The sequence below is a fragment of the Streptomyces sp. NPDC060049 genome, from assembly GCF_042736715.1.
Lineage (GTDB): Bacteria > Actinomycetota > Actinomycetes > Streptomycetales > Streptomycetaceae > Streptomyces.
In genome coordinates, this window is sequence record NZ_JBHWVV010000004.1 from 104,800 (window position 1) to 117,298 (window position 12,499).

Consider the following 12,499-nt stretch of genomic DNA (forward strand, 5'->3'; position numbering starts at 1 on the left):
GACGAGCCGGGCGAGCGCGCCCGCGAACGCACGGCGAACTTTCAGGGGCCGGCCTCCGCGCGGCCCTGCCGGGGCAGGTCCAGGGCCACGGCGACCGCGGAGTCGCAGTACTCCCGGACGGCACTCGTCCGGGCTACCACCCGCCCGCGGTGGATCACGATGCGGCTGTACGCCAGGGAGAGCACGCCGGCGATCCGGTCCCCGCGCACGGCGAGGAGTTCCGCCGGGAAGCCGGCCTCCACCCGCACCTCGGGCAGCCCCATCGCCTCGCGGGCGGCGGCGCTGACCGAGTGGTAGGCCTCGGTGGCGCGCAGCCCGCCCTGGGAGGCCAGGAGGTACGCGGCTTCGAGCGGATCGCCGCGCCCGACCGGATTGCCCGCGTCCCGCAAAGCCCCGCTGCCCGCGGCGACCCGGACCCCGGCGGCGCGCATCAGCCGCACGGGGGCGGTGCGCAGGCCGCGGCGTTCCAGGGCCGCGCAGTCGCCCTGGGGCAGGCAGGTCACCCGTACGCCTGCCGCCGCGAGCTGGTCGGCCGCGCGGCTCGCCGCGTCCAGGGGGAGCCGGGACAGGCCGCCGCAGGGGCCGATGGAGACGCCGGGGCGCAGTCCGCCGGCCATGGCAGCGAGCCGGGAGAGGCGGGCGGGGTCGTCGCCGTCGGTGTGCAGGTCGACGGGGCAGCCGTGCTCGGCGGCGAGTTCCAGCACGGCTTCGAGGAAGCCCGTCGGGTCGGGGTCGAGGTCGGGGCAGCCGCCGATGACGGAGGCGCCCATCTTCACGGCGTCCCGCAGCATGGCGAGCCCGTCCGCTCCGGCCACCCCGGTCAGCAGCCGGGGGACGGCGACGGCGGTGAGGTCGGCGAGCCCGCGCAGGGAGCGGCGGGCCTGGAGCACCGCCTCCAGGGGGCCGAGGCCGTGCACGTCGCCGATGCGCACGTGGGACCGTACGGCCGTGGCGCCGTGGCCGAGCTGGAGCAGGGCGGCCTCGGTCGCCCGGCGCTGCACCTCGTCGGGGGCGTAGGAGACCGGGCCCTCGCTGTCGGCGGTCAGCGCGGTGTCCCCGTGGGCGTGGGGCTCGGCCGGGGCGGGGAGCAGGAGGTACCCGCCGAGGTCGACGCGGGAGGCCGCGGGGGCGGGCAGGCTGCCGGCCGTGCCGACGGCCTGGATGCGGCCGCCGTCGAGGCGGACGTCGACGGTGCGGCCGTCGGTGAGGCGGGCGCCGGTGAGGAGGAGGGTGGCGGACCCGCCCTCGACGGGGCCGGGGTTCCCCCAGCCGCCGGGGGTGCTCCCCTGGCCGTGCCGCGGGTGGCCGTGCGAGGTGCCGTACGGGTGCCCGCTGCCGGCCGGGCGGTTGCGCGGGGACTGGGACGGCGGCTGCGGCTGGCTGTCGGACATCGCGCTCCTGCGGTGGCTCGGGCGGTCCTGGGCCTTGGCCGCGGCCCGCGGCCCAAGATCACGCAGCGTGCTCAGAGCCTAGGGGTCGGGGGTGCCCGCTTCACGGAAGAGGCGAATAGTCGTACTGGTGCGTCCGGGTGGACCGCGATGTGACACCGGACACCTTCAGGGGTGAAAAGTGGCCGGAGAGGCCTTTCGCGGTGATCGCAGAAAGGCGGCGGCGTCGCTCCGAGCCCAGGCCCCGCAAAGGATTTGGGCGATCGGCGGACGACCGTGTAATGTCTTCCTCGCTCGCCCCAATAGCTCAGTCGGTAGAGCGTCTCCATGGTAAGGAGAAGGTCTGCGGTTCGATTCCGCATTGGGGCTCTGGTGAGAGAGGTTCCCCACCCTCGGGTGGGGAGCGGATCTCATCAAAGCGGCGTAGCTCAGTCGGTAGAGCAAGCGGCTCATAATCGCTGTGTCACCGGTTCAAGTCCGGTCGCCGCTACACACAGTAGCCGATTGCGGGGTCGGTCTCCCGGTCGGCTACTCTTGTATGCGTTCATCCGTCCCAATTTCCGTCAAGGAGCACTCACGTGGCTGCCACCGACGTCCGCCCGAAGATCACGCTGGCCTGCGTGGAGTGCAAGGAGCGGAACTACATCACCAAGAAGAACCGGCGTAACAACCCGGACCGTCTTGAGATGAAGAAGCACTGCCCGCGTTGCAACTCGCACACCGCGCACCGCGAGACCCGCTGACAACTGGCGAAGTCTCGTTCAACAGGCACCGTCATGAGGTCGTCCCCGTCATTGGGGGGCGGCCTTGTGTCGTTTCAACAGGCCGTTCCGTCAAGCCGTTCCGTCAAGCCGTTCCATCAGGTCGTTCCATCAGGTCGTTTCACCAGGCCGTTTCACCAAGTCGTTTCAACAGGGAGGTAGGCAGTCATGGCGCTCGACCAGTCCTTCGTGGGGCGGAGCTACCCGCCCACCGATCCGTACGAGGTCGGCCGGGAGAAGATCCGCGAGTTCGCGGTCGCGGTGGGTGACGACAATCCCGTCTACACCGACCCCGACGCCGCCAAGGCCTTCGGTCACCTGGACGTCATCGCTCCTCCCACCTTCGTGTTCGCCATCACCTTCGCGGCGGCCGGCCAGGTCGTCGAGGACCCGCAGCTGGGGCTGGACTACAGCCGCGTCGTGCACGGCGACCAGAAGTTCGCCTACTCGCGCCCCGTCCGGGCCGGTGACCGGCTGACGGTCACATCGACCATCGAGGCCGTGAAGTCGCTCGCGGGCAACGACATCATCGACATCCGCGGCGAAGTCCACGACGAGACGGGCGAGCACGTGGTGACCGCGTGGACGAAGCTCGTCTCGCGGGCCCCGGCGCCCGAGTCCGCCGCCGCTTCCGCCCCCGAGGAGGCCTGAGATGGCTGCCCAGATCCAGTACGACGCGGTCGAGGTCGGCACCGAGCTGCCGGCCGCGTCCTTCCCCGTGACGCGGGCGACGCTGGTCCGGTACGCGGGTGCGTCGGGTGACTTCAACCCGATCCACTGGAACGAGAAGTTCGCCACCGAGGTCGGACTGCCGGACGTGATCGCGCACGGCATGTTCACCATGGCCGAGGCGGTCCGCGTGGTGACCGACTGGGTGGGCGACCCCGGCGCCGTCGTGGAGTACGGGGTGCGGTTCACGAAGCCGGTCGTCGTCCCCAATGACGAGCGGGGCGCGCTGATCGAGGTCACGGCGAAGGTCGCGGCGAAGCTCGACGACAACCGCGTGCGGGTCGACCTGACGGCGATGAGCGCCGGCCAGAAGGTGCTGGGGATGTCGCGCGCGGTGGTCGTCCTCGCGTAGCCACTCTCCGTCAAGGCCCTGACCAGTGGATGAATCCGCTGGTCAGGGCCTTTTCCGTGAGCGGGGTGCGGGAGGGGTTGTCAAGTTAGTGATTGAGCACTAACTTCGAAGCATGGCAAGGATGAGTGCGGGAGAGCGGCGCGAGAGCGTCATCCGGGCGGCGATGAGCGAGTTCGCCCGCGGCGGGTACTACGGGACCTCCACCGAGGCGATCGCCAAGCGCGTCGGGGTGTCGCAGCCGTACCTGTTCCGGCTCTTCCCGAACAAGCAGGCCATCTTCCTCGCCGCCGCCGCCCGCTGCATGGAGGACATCCGGCTCGTCTTCGAGGAGGCCGCCAAGGGCGTCCAGGGGGAGGAGGCGGTCCAGGTCATGGGGGCGGCGTACATGCAGCTCATCGCCGAGCAGCCCGACAAGCTGCAGATGCAGCTCCAGATCTACGTGACCGTCGCCGCCGCCGAAGCCGCCGGGGAGCCGGAGTTCGGGGAGATGGTGCGGGCCGGCTGGATGGAGCTGTGGGACACCGTTCACGAGCCGCTCGGCGCGGACGTGGGCGAGACGACCACGTTCCTGGCCTACGGAATGCTGATCAACACCCTGTCCGCCATGGGATTCCCGGCCGGGCACCGGGTCTGGGAGGGGTGCTACCCCGAAGTCCAGCCCCAGCCCCAGCCGCGGCCCGAGCCGCAGGAATCCCCGCAGGAGCCTGAAGCGCAGCCCGGGTCCTAGCCCGGGTCCTGGCCCGGTCCCGGTCGGGTCCCGGCCCGGCCTCAGTCGGCGGTGACGGTCCGGTCCGCCCGGTCGCACGTCCCCGCCGCCCGCGCGCGGTCCGATGGGGGCGGAGCTCTGTCCGTAAAAGTTAGTGATCAATAACTAGTCTTGGGGGAAGCCGTGCAAGACACCAAGCTCCGCGGGCCCGCGATATGGGCCCTGATCATCACCGGCGCCGCCAGTTTCATGGCCGCACTCGACAACCTCGTCGTCACCACCGCCCTCCCGTCCATCCGTGAGGACCTGGGCGGGAAGCTGGAGGACCTGGAGTGGACGGTGAACGCCTACACGCTCACCTTCGCCGTCCTGCTCATGTTCGGCGCGGCCCTCGGTGACCGGTTCGGACGCCGGCGACTCTTCATCGCGGGGCTCGGCATCTTCACCGCAGCGTCGGCCGCGGCCGCCCTGTCGCCCGGCATCGAGGAGCTCATCGCGGCGCGGGCCGTCCAGGGAGTCGGCGCGGCGATCATGATGCCGCTCTCGCTCACCCTGCTCACCGTCGCCGTCCCCGCCGCGCGCCGCGGAATGGCCCTCGGCATCTACGGCGCCCTCACCGGCCTCGCCGTCGCCAGCGGACCGCTCATCGGCGGCAGCCTGACCGAGCACATCTCCTGGCAGTGGATCTTCTGGCTGAACGTACCCGTCGGGCTCGCACTGATCCCGCTCGCCCGACTGCGCCTCGGCGAGTCGACCGCCCCGCGGGCGAGGCTCGACATCCAGGGGACGCTGCTCATCAGCGGCGGGCTCTTCGGGATCGTCTACGGTCTGGTCAACGCGAACGCGCACGGCTGGACCAGCCTCCCCGTCCTGACGGCGCTGATCGCCGGGGTCGCGCTGGTGGGCGGCTTCGTCCTCCACGGGTTCCGCAACGCCAACCCCGTGCTGCCCATGCGGCTCTTCCGCGACCGCGGGTTCTTCGGCATCAACATGGCGAGCCTGCTGATGTTCGTCGGGATGTTCGGCTCCATCTTCCTGCTGAGCCAGTACCTCCAGGGCGTCCTCGGCTACTCGCCCACCGAAGCCGGCCTGCGCATGCTCCCCTGGACCGGCATGCCCATGATCGCCGCACCGATCGCCGGGATCCTCTCCGACCGGATCGGCAGCCGGCCCGTCGTCGTCGCCGGGCTGGCCTTCCAGGCCCTGGGCCTCGGCTGGTTCGCCATGATCCTCGCCACGGACGTCTCCTACTCGGCCCAGCTGCCGCCGCTGATCCTGAGCGGCATCGGCATGGGGCTGTTCTTCGCCCCCGCCTCCAACGCCCTCATGTCCACCGTCGCCCCCGCCGACCAGGGCAAGGCCTCCGGAGCCAACAGCGCCCTGCGCGAAGTCGGCGGAGCCCTCGGCGTCGCCGTCCTCGCCTCCGTCTTCTCCTCCCGGGGCGGCTACGAGTCCCCGCAGTCCTTCACCGACGGCACCATCCCCGCCATCTGGATCGGCGCCGTGGTCGTCGCCGTCGCGGCCGGGCTGGCGCTGCTGCTCCCCGGCCGGGCGAAGGAGCAGGCGCAGGCCGCCCAGGCCTGGGAACACGAGCAGAACCAGGCCGGCGCGCGGAACCGGGCGCACGAGCAGGCGGTCCCGGCGGCGGCAGTGGCCGACGCCGAGGCCCCCGCTCTCGAGAAGGCCGCTGCCGGCGGCTGACCGGGCCGGCCCCGTCCGCGGGCCGGGGGCCGCGCGGTGCGCGGCCCCCGAGAACCGCAGCGGGGGAGCGGCACGAAGATCCGTACCGATCCGTACGCCTCGTCGAGAAGGAGAAGCCCGTCATGCCCGACATCCCCTGGTCCACGCCCACCCAGGCCGCCCCCGAGGCCGAGGTCTACGTCATGGCCTCCCGCTTCGAGACCGCCGGCCTGACCGGAGCCCTGCGGTTCTTCCTGAAGGCGCCCGGCATCATCGGCCAGATCCGCAAGGCCCCCGGCGCGCACGGGGTCGCCCTGCGGGCACGGGTCCTCCGCCGGACCTTCCTGACCCTGTCCGCCTGGGAGGACCGCGACGCGCTCTACCGGTTCGCGCGCAGCGAACCGCACCGTTCCAGCTCGCGGGCGGCCGCCGCCCACATGAAGGAGTCCCGGTTCACCTTCTGGACCGTCCGGGCGAGCGAGCTGCCCATCGGCTGGGCGGAGGCGGAGCGCCGCCTCGCCGAGCAGAAGACGGGCTACTGAGCCCGCGTACCGGGCCCGCGTACCGGGCTCGTGGTGCGACGCCGGTCCGTGGCCCCGTCCGGTTCGGGGGCACGGACCGTACTCTTGTCCACGTGCAGGAACTCCACGACGCCCCCCTCGCCCCGCTGACCACCTTCCGCCTCGGCGGCCCCGCCGCCCGCCTGGTCACCGCGACCACCGACGCCGAGGTGGTCGCCGCCGTGCGCGCCGCGGACGAGAGCGGCACCCCGCTCCTGGTCATCGGTGGCGGCAGCAACCTGGTCATCGGCGACCAGGGCTTCGGCGGCACCGCGCTGCGCATCGCGACCACCGGGTTCACGCTCGACGGCACGCGCCTGGAACTCGCGGCGGGTGAGAACTGGAGCGACGCCGTCGCCCGGGCGGTCGACGCGGGGCTCGCGGGGATCGAATGCCTCGCCGGGATCCCCGGATCCGCGGGTGCCACGCCGATCCAGAACGTCGGGGCGTACGGCCAGGAGGTCTGCGACACGATCACCGAGGTCGTCGCCTACGACCGCACGCGCGGCGAGACGGTCACGCTGTCGGCCGCCGAGTGCGCGTTCTCGTACCGCGACAGCCTCTTCAAGCACCAGCCCGAGCGGTACGTCGTCCTGCGCGTCCGCTTCCGCCTGGAGGACGCGGGCGGCCTCTCGGCGCCGGTCAAGTACCCCGAGACCGCCCGAGCCCTCGGCGTCGAGGCGGGCGACCGGGTGCCGGCGGCGCAGGCCCGCGAGACCGTCCTGCGGCTGCGCGCCGGCAAGGGCATGGTCCTCGACCCCGCCGACCACGACACCTGGTCGGCCGGCTCCTTCTTCCACAACCCGATCCTGAGCGACGAGGCGTACGCCGACTTCCTCGCCCGCGCCCAGGACCGGCTCGGCCCCGAAGCCGCCCCGCCCGCGTACCCGGCGGGCGAGGGCCGTACGAAGACCAGCGCGGCCTGGCTGATCGACAAGGCCGGCTTCGCGAAGGGCTACGGCGACGGCCCCGCCCGCATCTCCACCAAGCACACCCTCGCCCTCACCAACCGCGGCGGAGCCACCACCGAAGACCTCCTCGTCCTCGCCCGCGAGGTCGTCGCGGGGGTCCACGCGGCCTTCGGCGTCACCCTCGTCAACGAGCCGGTGACGGTCGGCGTCAGCATCTGAGGAGTCCCGGCCCGCCCATGCTCTGTCCCCTGCACGGGGCCGGTACGGACCCCACCCGGCTGGTGGGACGCACGATCAGGAAGGTCGTCGCGTCCTGGCACATCAGCGACGGCGAACGCTCCGAGGCTCCCCTCGACGTCTGGCTCCTCGACAGCGACGGAGAGTCCACCCGGATCACCACCGGGTCCGACGCCTGCCTGATCGTGGAGTCCGCGGCGCCGCACGAGCCCTACGACATGGGGGAGTGGGGCCGGGTCGAAGTCGGCGAGGACCTCGGCGACCACCCCTTCCTGCGCCACCTCGGCGAGACCGTCGCCTCGGTCGCCGAGTACGCGCTGCCCGCGCAGGGCCGTACGCACCTGGAGATCGGCTTCCCGGACGGCGCCCGGGTACGGGCCGACTGCCACGACGGCGACCTGCGCCTCACGCGCTGACGCGCCGGCCCGCGCCTACGAGGTCAGCCAGTGGTCGATCCCGGCGAGCAGCTTTTCCTGTACGTCGGCGGGCGCGGCCGAACCGCGCACCGACTGGCGTGCCAGCTCGGCGAGCTCCGCGTCCGTGAAGGCGTGGTGGCGGCGGGCGATCTCGTACTGGGCCGCGAGGCGGGACCCGAACAGCAGCGGGTCGTCCGCGCCGAGGGCCATGGGGACCCCCGCATCGAAGAGGGTGCGCAGCGGGACGTCCTCGGGGCGCTCGTAGACACCGAGGGCGACGTTGGAAGCCGGGCAGACCTCGCAGGTGATCTGCCGGTCGGCGAGGCGCTGCAGCAGGCGGGGGTCCTCGGCGGCCCGCACGCCGTGCCCGATGCGGGCGGCGTGCAGATCGTCGAGGCAGTCGCGTACGGAGGAGGGGCCGGTGAGCTCGCCGCCGTGCGGGGCGGCGAGCAGGCCGCCCTCCCGGGCGATGGCGAAGGCCCGGTCGAAGTCCCGGGCCATGCCGCGGCGCTCGTCGTTGGAGAGGCCGAAACCGACGACGCCCCGGTCGGCGTAGCGGACGGCGAGCCGGGCCAGGGTGCGGGCGTCGAGGGGGTGCTTCATGCGGTTGGCGGCGATGAGGACGCGCATGCCGAGGCCGGTCTCGCGGGAGGCGGCGTCCACGGCGTCGAGGATGATCTCGACGGCCGGGATCATCCCGCCGAGGAGGGGGGCGTAGGAAGTGGGATCCACCTGGATCTCCAGCCAGCCGCTGCCGTCGCGCACGTCCTCCTGCGCGGCCTCGCGGACCAGCCGGTGGATGTCGTCGGGTTCGCGCAGGCAGGAGCGGGCGGCGTCGTAGAGCCGCTGGAAGCGGAACCAGCCGCGTTCGTCGGTGGCGCGGAGCTTGGGCGGCTCGGCGGCGGTCAGCGCGTCCGGCAGCCGGACGCCGTACTTGTCGGCCAGCTCCAGCAGCGTCGACGGCCGCATCGAGCCGGTGAAGTGCAGGTGGAGGTGGGCTTTCGGCAGAAGCGTGAGATCGCGTACGTGCTCCATTGGGTGATCCTGCCGTACCGCCGCCCCCGGCGGGAGGGGGTTTTACCGATCGGGGGCTTGCGCGAACGCATGAGCAGACCCGGAGAACGCCCGAGCGGCGGCCCCCCGAGGGGGAACCGCCGCTCGGAACCGGCTGCCGGGCCGCCCGGGCCTAGGCCTTGGCCTCCGCGAGGAGCTTCTGGATGCGGGAGACGCCCTCGACCAGGTCCTCGTCGCCCAGGGCGTAGGAGAGGCGGAGGTAGCCGGGGGTACCGAAGGCCTCGCCCGGGACGACCGCGACCTCGGCCTCGTCCAGGATCAGGGCGGCGAGCTCGACCGAGGTCTGAGGGCGCTTGCCGCGGATCTCCTTGCCGAGCACGTCCTTGACCGTCGGGTACACGTAGAACGCGCCCTCGGGGGTCGGGCAGAAGACGCCGTCGATCTCGTTCAGCATCCGCACCATCGTCTGACGGCGGCGGTCGAAGGCGGTGCGCATCTCGTGGACGGCTTCCAGGTTGCCGGAGACGGCGGCCAGCGCCGCGACCTGGGCCACGTTGGAGACGTTGGAGGTGGCGTGCGACTGGAGGTTGGTCGCGGCCTTGACGACGTCCTTCGGGCCCACGATCCAGCCCACCCGCCAGCCGGTCATCGCGTACGTCTTCGCGACGCCGTTGACGATGATGCACTTGTCGGCCAGCTCGGGAACGATCGCCGGGAGCGAGACGAACTTCGCGTCTCCGTAGACCAGGTGCTCGTAGATCTCGTCGGTCAGGACCCACAGGCCGTGCTCGACGGCCCAGCGGCCGATCGCCTCGGCGTCGGCCTCGGAGTAGACGGCGCCGGTCGGGTTCGACGGGGAGACGAAGAGGACGACCTTCGTGCGCTCGGTGCGGGCCGCTTCGAGCTGCTCGACGGAGACGCGGTAACCGGTGGTCTCGTCGGCGACGACCTCCACCGGGACGCCGCCGGCGAGACGGATCGACTCCGGGTAGGTGGTCCAGTACGGAGCCGGGACGATGACCTCGTCACCCGGGTCCAGGATCGCCGCGAACGCCTCGTAGATCGCCTGCTTGCCGCCGTTGGTCACCAGGACCTGGGACGCGTCGACCTCGTAGCCCGAGTCGCGCAGCGTCTTCGCGGCGATGGCGGCCTTCAGCTCGGGCAGGCCGCCGGCCGGCGTGTAGCGGTGGTACTTCGGGTTGCGGCAGGCCTCGACGGCGGCGTCGACGATGTAGTCCGGGGTCGGGAAGTCGGGCTCGCCGGCGCCGAAACCGATCACCGGACGCCCGGCGGCCTTGAGGGCCTTGGCCTTGGCGTCGACGGCGAGGGTGGCGGACTCGGAGATGGCACCGATGCGGGCGGACACGCGGCGCTCGGCGGAAGGCGTTTCAGAGGTCATGCGGCCAATCGTCCCAGACGCCAAAGAAGCGCCGCACGCCGTTTCACTTACCGGACGGGGCGCCCGCGGATGACGCTGTTCGACGTCAGGGCCCGGACCACGTACACTCAACCGTCGTTGGCCCTCGTCGGCCGCTGCAGAAGTGAGCACACCGTGCACTCGTCTGGATGCGGTAGGTTGGGGCACGCAAAGGGTCGTAGCTCAATTGGTAGAGCACTGGTCTCCAAAACCAGCGGTTGGGGGTTCGAGTCCCTCCGGCCCTGCTCCACACTCCTTCTCGGATGTGTGCGCAGGTACGTACTTAGATGCAACGCCGTGCGGCGCAACCGGGCGCGGCTACGGCCACGACCCGGATTCAGGTGAGAGACGTGACGGACGCCCTGGGCTCCATCGACATGCCTGACGCCGAGGATGACACTCGCGAGAAGAAGGCCCGCAAGGGCGGCAAGCGCGGCAAGAAGGGCCCTCTGGGTCGGCTCGCGCTGTTCTACCGCCAGATCGTCGCGGAACTCCGCAAGGTTGTATGGCCCACTCGCAACCAGCTCACGACGTACACCACTGTGGTGATTGTCTTCGTCGTCATCATGATCGGTCTGGTGACCGTGATTGACTATGGGTTCCAGGAAGCCATCAAGTTCGTCTTCGGCTGATCCCCGCGGAGGGCGGCGCCTTGATGGGTGCCGCCCGTTTTCGCATGTTCGACCACCTTTTGTATCCAGGAAGAAGCAGCCACCGTGTCTGACCCGAACCTGAACGCGAGCCCCGACTCCGTCGAGTCCGTCGAGGACGCGCTCGACATCGTCGAGGCGGCAGACGCTGTGGACCCCGACGAGGCCGAGCTCGCCGACGCCGAGGCGGGTGTCGCCGCCGAGGAGGCCGCGCTGCACGTCGAGGGCGAGGTCGACGCCGAGGCTGAGGACGACGCCGAGGCCGAAGAAGCCGACGACGACTCCGGCGAGACCGAGGACGAGGCCGTAGAGGCCTCCGACGAGGACCAGGCCGAAGAGGACGACGCCGCCGAGGCCGAGGCCGACGTGGAGGCCGAAGAGGCCGCCGACGCCGAGCCCGCCGAGCCCGTCGACCCCATCCAGGCCCTGCGTGACGAGCTGCGCCTCCTGCCGGGCGAGTGGTACGTCATCCACACCTACGCCGGCTACGAGAAGCGCGTGAAGGCGAACCTCGAGCAGCGCGCCGTCTCGCTCAACGTCGAGGACTTCATCTACCAGGCCGAGGTGCCCGAGGAAGAGATCGTCCAGATCAAGAACGGCGAGCGCAAGAACGTCCGGCAGAACAAGCTGCCCGGTTACGTTCTCGTCCGCATGGATCTGACGAACGAGTCCTGGGGCGTCGTGCGCAACACGCCTGGTGTCACCGGCTTCGTCGGCAACGCCTACGACCCGTACCCGCTGACCCTGGACGAGATCGTCAAGATGCTCGCCCCCGAGGCTCAGGAGAAGGCCGCCAAGCTGGCCGCGGAAGAGGCCGGCCTGCCCGCGCCCTCCGTCAAGCGCACCATCGAGGTCCTGGACTTCGAGGTCGGCGACTCGGTCACCGTCACCGACGGTCCGTTCGCGACGCTGCAGGCGACCATCAACGAGATCAACCCGGACTCGAAGAAGGTCAAGGGTCTCGTCGAGATCTTCGGCCGCGAGACCCCGGTCGAGCTGAGCTTCGACCAGATCCAGAAGAACTGATCCACAGTCTTCGGACCATGCTTCCGGACAGGTCAGATTGCCCGCTTGCGGGCGGTCTGACCTGCTCGGTTTTTAGCCCCGCGCCGATACCCGTTATCGTGGTGCGGTATGCCTCCATCCGGATGACCGGATTGGCGGCGCGAAACTCTCACTAGGACCCGGAGAGAGCAATGCCTCCCAAGAAGAAGAAGATCACGGGGCTTATCAAGCTCCAGATCAAGGCCGGTGCGGCCAACCCGGCTCCGCCGGTCGGCCCCGCGCTCGGTCAGCACGGCGTCAACATCATGGAGTTCTGCAAGGCCTACAACGCCGCGACCGAGTCGCAGCGTGGCATGGTCGTGCCGGTGGAGATCACGGTCTACGACGACCGCTCCTTCACCTTCATCACCAAGACGCCGCCGGCCGCGCGCCTCATCCTGAAGAGCGCGGGCGTGGAGAAGGGCTCTGGCGAGCCGCACAAGACCAAGGTCGCGAAGCTTACGCGCGACCAGGTCCGCGAGATCGCCACGATCAAGCTCCCCGACCTGAACGCCAACGACCTGGACGCCGCCGAGAAGATCATCGCCGGCACCGCCCGTTCCATGGGCATCACGGTCGAAGGCTGATTCAGCCACCCCCCAGCACCATCAGTGGTAGGGCCAAGCGCTGGTCC

At 70.9% G+C, this 12,499-nt stretch carries 14 protein-coding genes and 3 tRNA genes; 14 read left to right on the plus strand and 3 right to left on the minus strand.

Annotated elements, in window-relative coordinates; translation table 11 throughout:
- Nucleotides 1–41: 41 nt before the first annotated feature.
- Nucleotides 42–1,391: an amidohydrolase family protein gene (locus tag ACFWBY_RS08185; protein ID WP_385340690.1), complete on the minus strand. Its 1,350-nt coding sequence runs from the start codon at nucleotides 1,389–1,391 to the stop codon at nucleotides 42–44.
- 293 nt (nucleotides 1,392–1,684) lie between these two features.
- On the opposite strand from ACFWBY_RS08185, the gene ACFWBY_RS08190 reads away from it, so the two are divergent.
- From ACFWBY_RS08190 to ACFWBY_RS08235, 10 genes are all read left to right on the plus strand, one after another.
- Nucleotides 1,685–1,757 (plus strand) — tRNA-Thr (locus ACFWBY_RS08190).
- Nucleotides 1,758–1,805: 48 nt separating this feature from the next.
- Nucleotides 1,806–1,878 (plus strand) — tRNA-Met (locus ACFWBY_RS08195).
- A gap of 88 nt (nucleotides 1,879–1,966) precedes the next feature.
- Nucleotides 1,967–2,131 carry a 50S ribosomal protein L33 gene (gene rpmG / locus ACFWBY_RS08200; RefSeq protein WP_003956487.1) on the plus strand — a complete coding sequence of 55 codons (165 nt, stop codon included), beginning with the start codon at nucleotides 1,967–1,969 and terminating at the stop codon, nucleotides 2,129–2,131.
- 186 nt (nucleotides 2,132–2,317) lie between these two features.
- Nucleotides 2,318–2,800, plus strand: coding sequence for a MaoC family dehydratase N-terminal domain-containing protein (locus ACFWBY_RS08205; RefSeq protein WP_385340692.1), 483 nt, complete (start codon nucleotides 2,318–2,320; stop codon nucleotides 2,798–2,800).
- Nucleotide 2,801: 1 nt separating this feature from the next.
- Nucleotides 2,802–3,230: a MaoC family dehydratase gene (locus ACFWBY_RS08210; protein ID WP_385340694.1), complete on the plus strand. Its 429-nt coding sequence runs from the start codon at nucleotides 2,802–2,804 to the stop codon at nucleotides 3,228–3,230.
- 112 nt (nucleotides 3,231–3,342) lie between these two features.
- A complete protein-coding gene (locus ACFWBY_RS08215; protein WP_385340696.1) occupies nucleotides 3,343–3,957 on the plus strand; it encodes a TetR/AcrR family transcriptional regulator in 615 nt (204 codons plus the stop codon).
- Nucleotides 3,958–4,119: 162 nt separating this feature from the next.
- On the plus strand, nucleotides 4,120–5,637 hold the full coding sequence (locus ACFWBY_RS08220) for a DHA2 family efflux MFS transporter permease subunit (protein WP_385340698.1): 1,518 nt from the start codon (nucleotides 4,120–4,122) through the stop codon (nucleotides 5,635–5,637).
- Nucleotides 5,638–5,759: 122 nt separating this feature from the next.
- The gene (locus ACFWBY_RS08225) at nucleotides 5,760–6,158 is read left to right on the plus strand and encodes a DUF3291 domain-containing protein (protein WP_385340700.1); all 399 of its coding nucleotides are present in this window, start codon (nucleotides 5,760–5,762) and stop codon (nucleotides 6,156–6,158) included.
- 92 nt (nucleotides 6,159–6,250) lie between these two features.
- Nucleotides 6,251–7,306: a UDP-N-acetylmuramate dehydrogenase gene (locus ACFWBY_RS08230; RefSeq protein ID WP_385340701.1), complete on the plus strand. Its 1,056-nt coding sequence runs from the start codon at nucleotides 6,251–6,253 to the stop codon at nucleotides 7,304–7,306.
- Between the two features lie 17 nt (nucleotides 7,307–7,323).
- Nucleotides 7,324–7,740: a hypothetical protein gene (locus ACFWBY_RS08235; RefSeq protein WP_385340703.1), complete on the plus strand. Its 417-nt coding sequence runs from the start codon at nucleotides 7,324–7,326 to the stop codon at nucleotides 7,738–7,740.
- Between the two features lie 15 nt (nucleotides 7,741–7,755).
- Here the strand turns inward: ACFWBY_RS08235 and ACFWBY_RS08240 are convergent, their stop codons facing one another.
- Nucleotides 7,756–8,775 (minus strand): adenosine deaminase, encoded by a 1,020-nt coding sequence (locus tag ACFWBY_RS08240; RefSeq protein WP_385340705.1) that lies wholly within the window; start codon nucleotides 8,773–8,775, stop codon nucleotides 7,756–7,758.
- A 151-nt stretch (nucleotides 8,776–8,926) separates the two neighbouring features.
- The gene (locus ACFWBY_RS08245) at nucleotides 8,927–10,153 is read right to left on the minus strand and encodes a pyridoxal phosphate-dependent aminotransferase (protein WP_385340707.1); all 1,227 of its coding nucleotides are present in this window, start codon (nucleotides 10,151–10,153) and stop codon (nucleotides 8,927–8,929) included.
- A gap of 190 nt (nucleotides 10,154–10,343) precedes the next feature.
- On the opposite strand from ACFWBY_RS08245, the gene ACFWBY_RS08250 reads away from it, so the two are divergent.
- From ACFWBY_RS08250 to rplK, 4 genes are all read left to right on the plus strand, one after another.
- Nucleotides 10,344–10,416: transfer RNA gene (locus ACFWBY_RS08250), tRNA-Trp, on the plus strand.
- A 105-nt stretch (nucleotides 10,417–10,521) separates the two neighbouring features.
- On the plus strand, nucleotides 10,522–10,803 hold the full coding sequence (gene secE / locus ACFWBY_RS08255; protein WP_030298162.1) for a preprotein translocase subunit SecE: 282 nt from the start codon (nucleotides 10,522–10,524) through the stop codon (nucleotides 10,801–10,803).
- Between the two features lie 84 nt (nucleotides 10,804–10,887).
- Nucleotides 10,888–11,847: a transcription termination/antitermination protein NusG gene (gene nusG / locus ACFWBY_RS08260; protein ID WP_385340709.1), complete on the plus strand. Its 960-nt coding sequence runs from the start codon at nucleotides 10,888–10,890 to the stop codon at nucleotides 11,845–11,847.
- A gap of 170 nt (nucleotides 11,848–12,017) precedes the next feature.
- Nucleotides 12,018–12,452, plus strand: a complete 435-nt coding sequence (gene rplK / locus ACFWBY_RS08265; protein WP_385232894.1) for a 50S ribosomal protein L11 — start codon at nucleotides 12,018–12,020, stop codon at nucleotides 12,450–12,452.
- The last annotated feature ends 47 nt before the right edge of the window (nucleotides 12,453–12,499 follow it).

What these genes read in the sequence shown, in the direction of transcription:
- ACFWBY_RS08205 (WP_385340692.1), top strand. Translation starts at nt 2,318, where the DNA reads ATGGCGCTCGACCAGTCCTTCGTGGGGCGGAGCTACCCGCCCACCGAT.
- ACFWBY_RS08245 (WP_385340707.1), bottom strand. Translation starts at nt 10,153, where the DNA reads ATGACCTCTGAAACGCCTTCCGCCGAGCGCCGCGTGTCCGCCCGCATC.
- ACFWBY_RS08215 (WP_385340696.1), top strand. Translation starts at nt 3,343, where the DNA reads ATGGCAAGGATGAGTGCGGGAGAGCGGCGCGAGAGCGTCATCCGGGCG.
- ACFWBY_RS08225 (WP_385340700.1), top strand. Translation starts at nt 5,760, where the DNA reads ATGCCCGACATCCCCTGGTCCACGCCCACCCAGGCCGCCCCCGAGGCC.
- ACFWBY_RS08235 (WP_385340703.1), top strand. Translation starts at nt 7,324, where the DNA reads ATGCTCTGTCCCCTGCACGGGGCCGGTACGGACCCCACCCGGCTGGTG.
- ACFWBY_RS08240 (WP_385340705.1), bottom strand. Translation starts at nt 8,775, where the DNA reads ATGGAGCACGTACGCGATCTCACGCTTCTGCCGAAAGCCCACCTCCAC.
- ACFWBY_RS08210 (WP_385340694.1), top strand. Translation starts at nt 2,802, where the DNA reads ATGGCTGCCCAGATCCAGTACGACGCGGTCGAGGTCGGCACCGAGCTG.
- rplK (WP_385232894.1), top strand. Translation starts at nt 12,018, where the DNA reads ATGCCTCCCAAGAAGAAGAAGATCACGGGGCTTATCAAGCTCCAGATC.
- ACFWBY_RS08185 (WP_385340690.1), bottom strand. Translation starts at nt 1,391, where the DNA reads ATGTCCGACAGCCAGCCGCAGCCGCCGTCCCAGTCCCCGCGCAACCGC.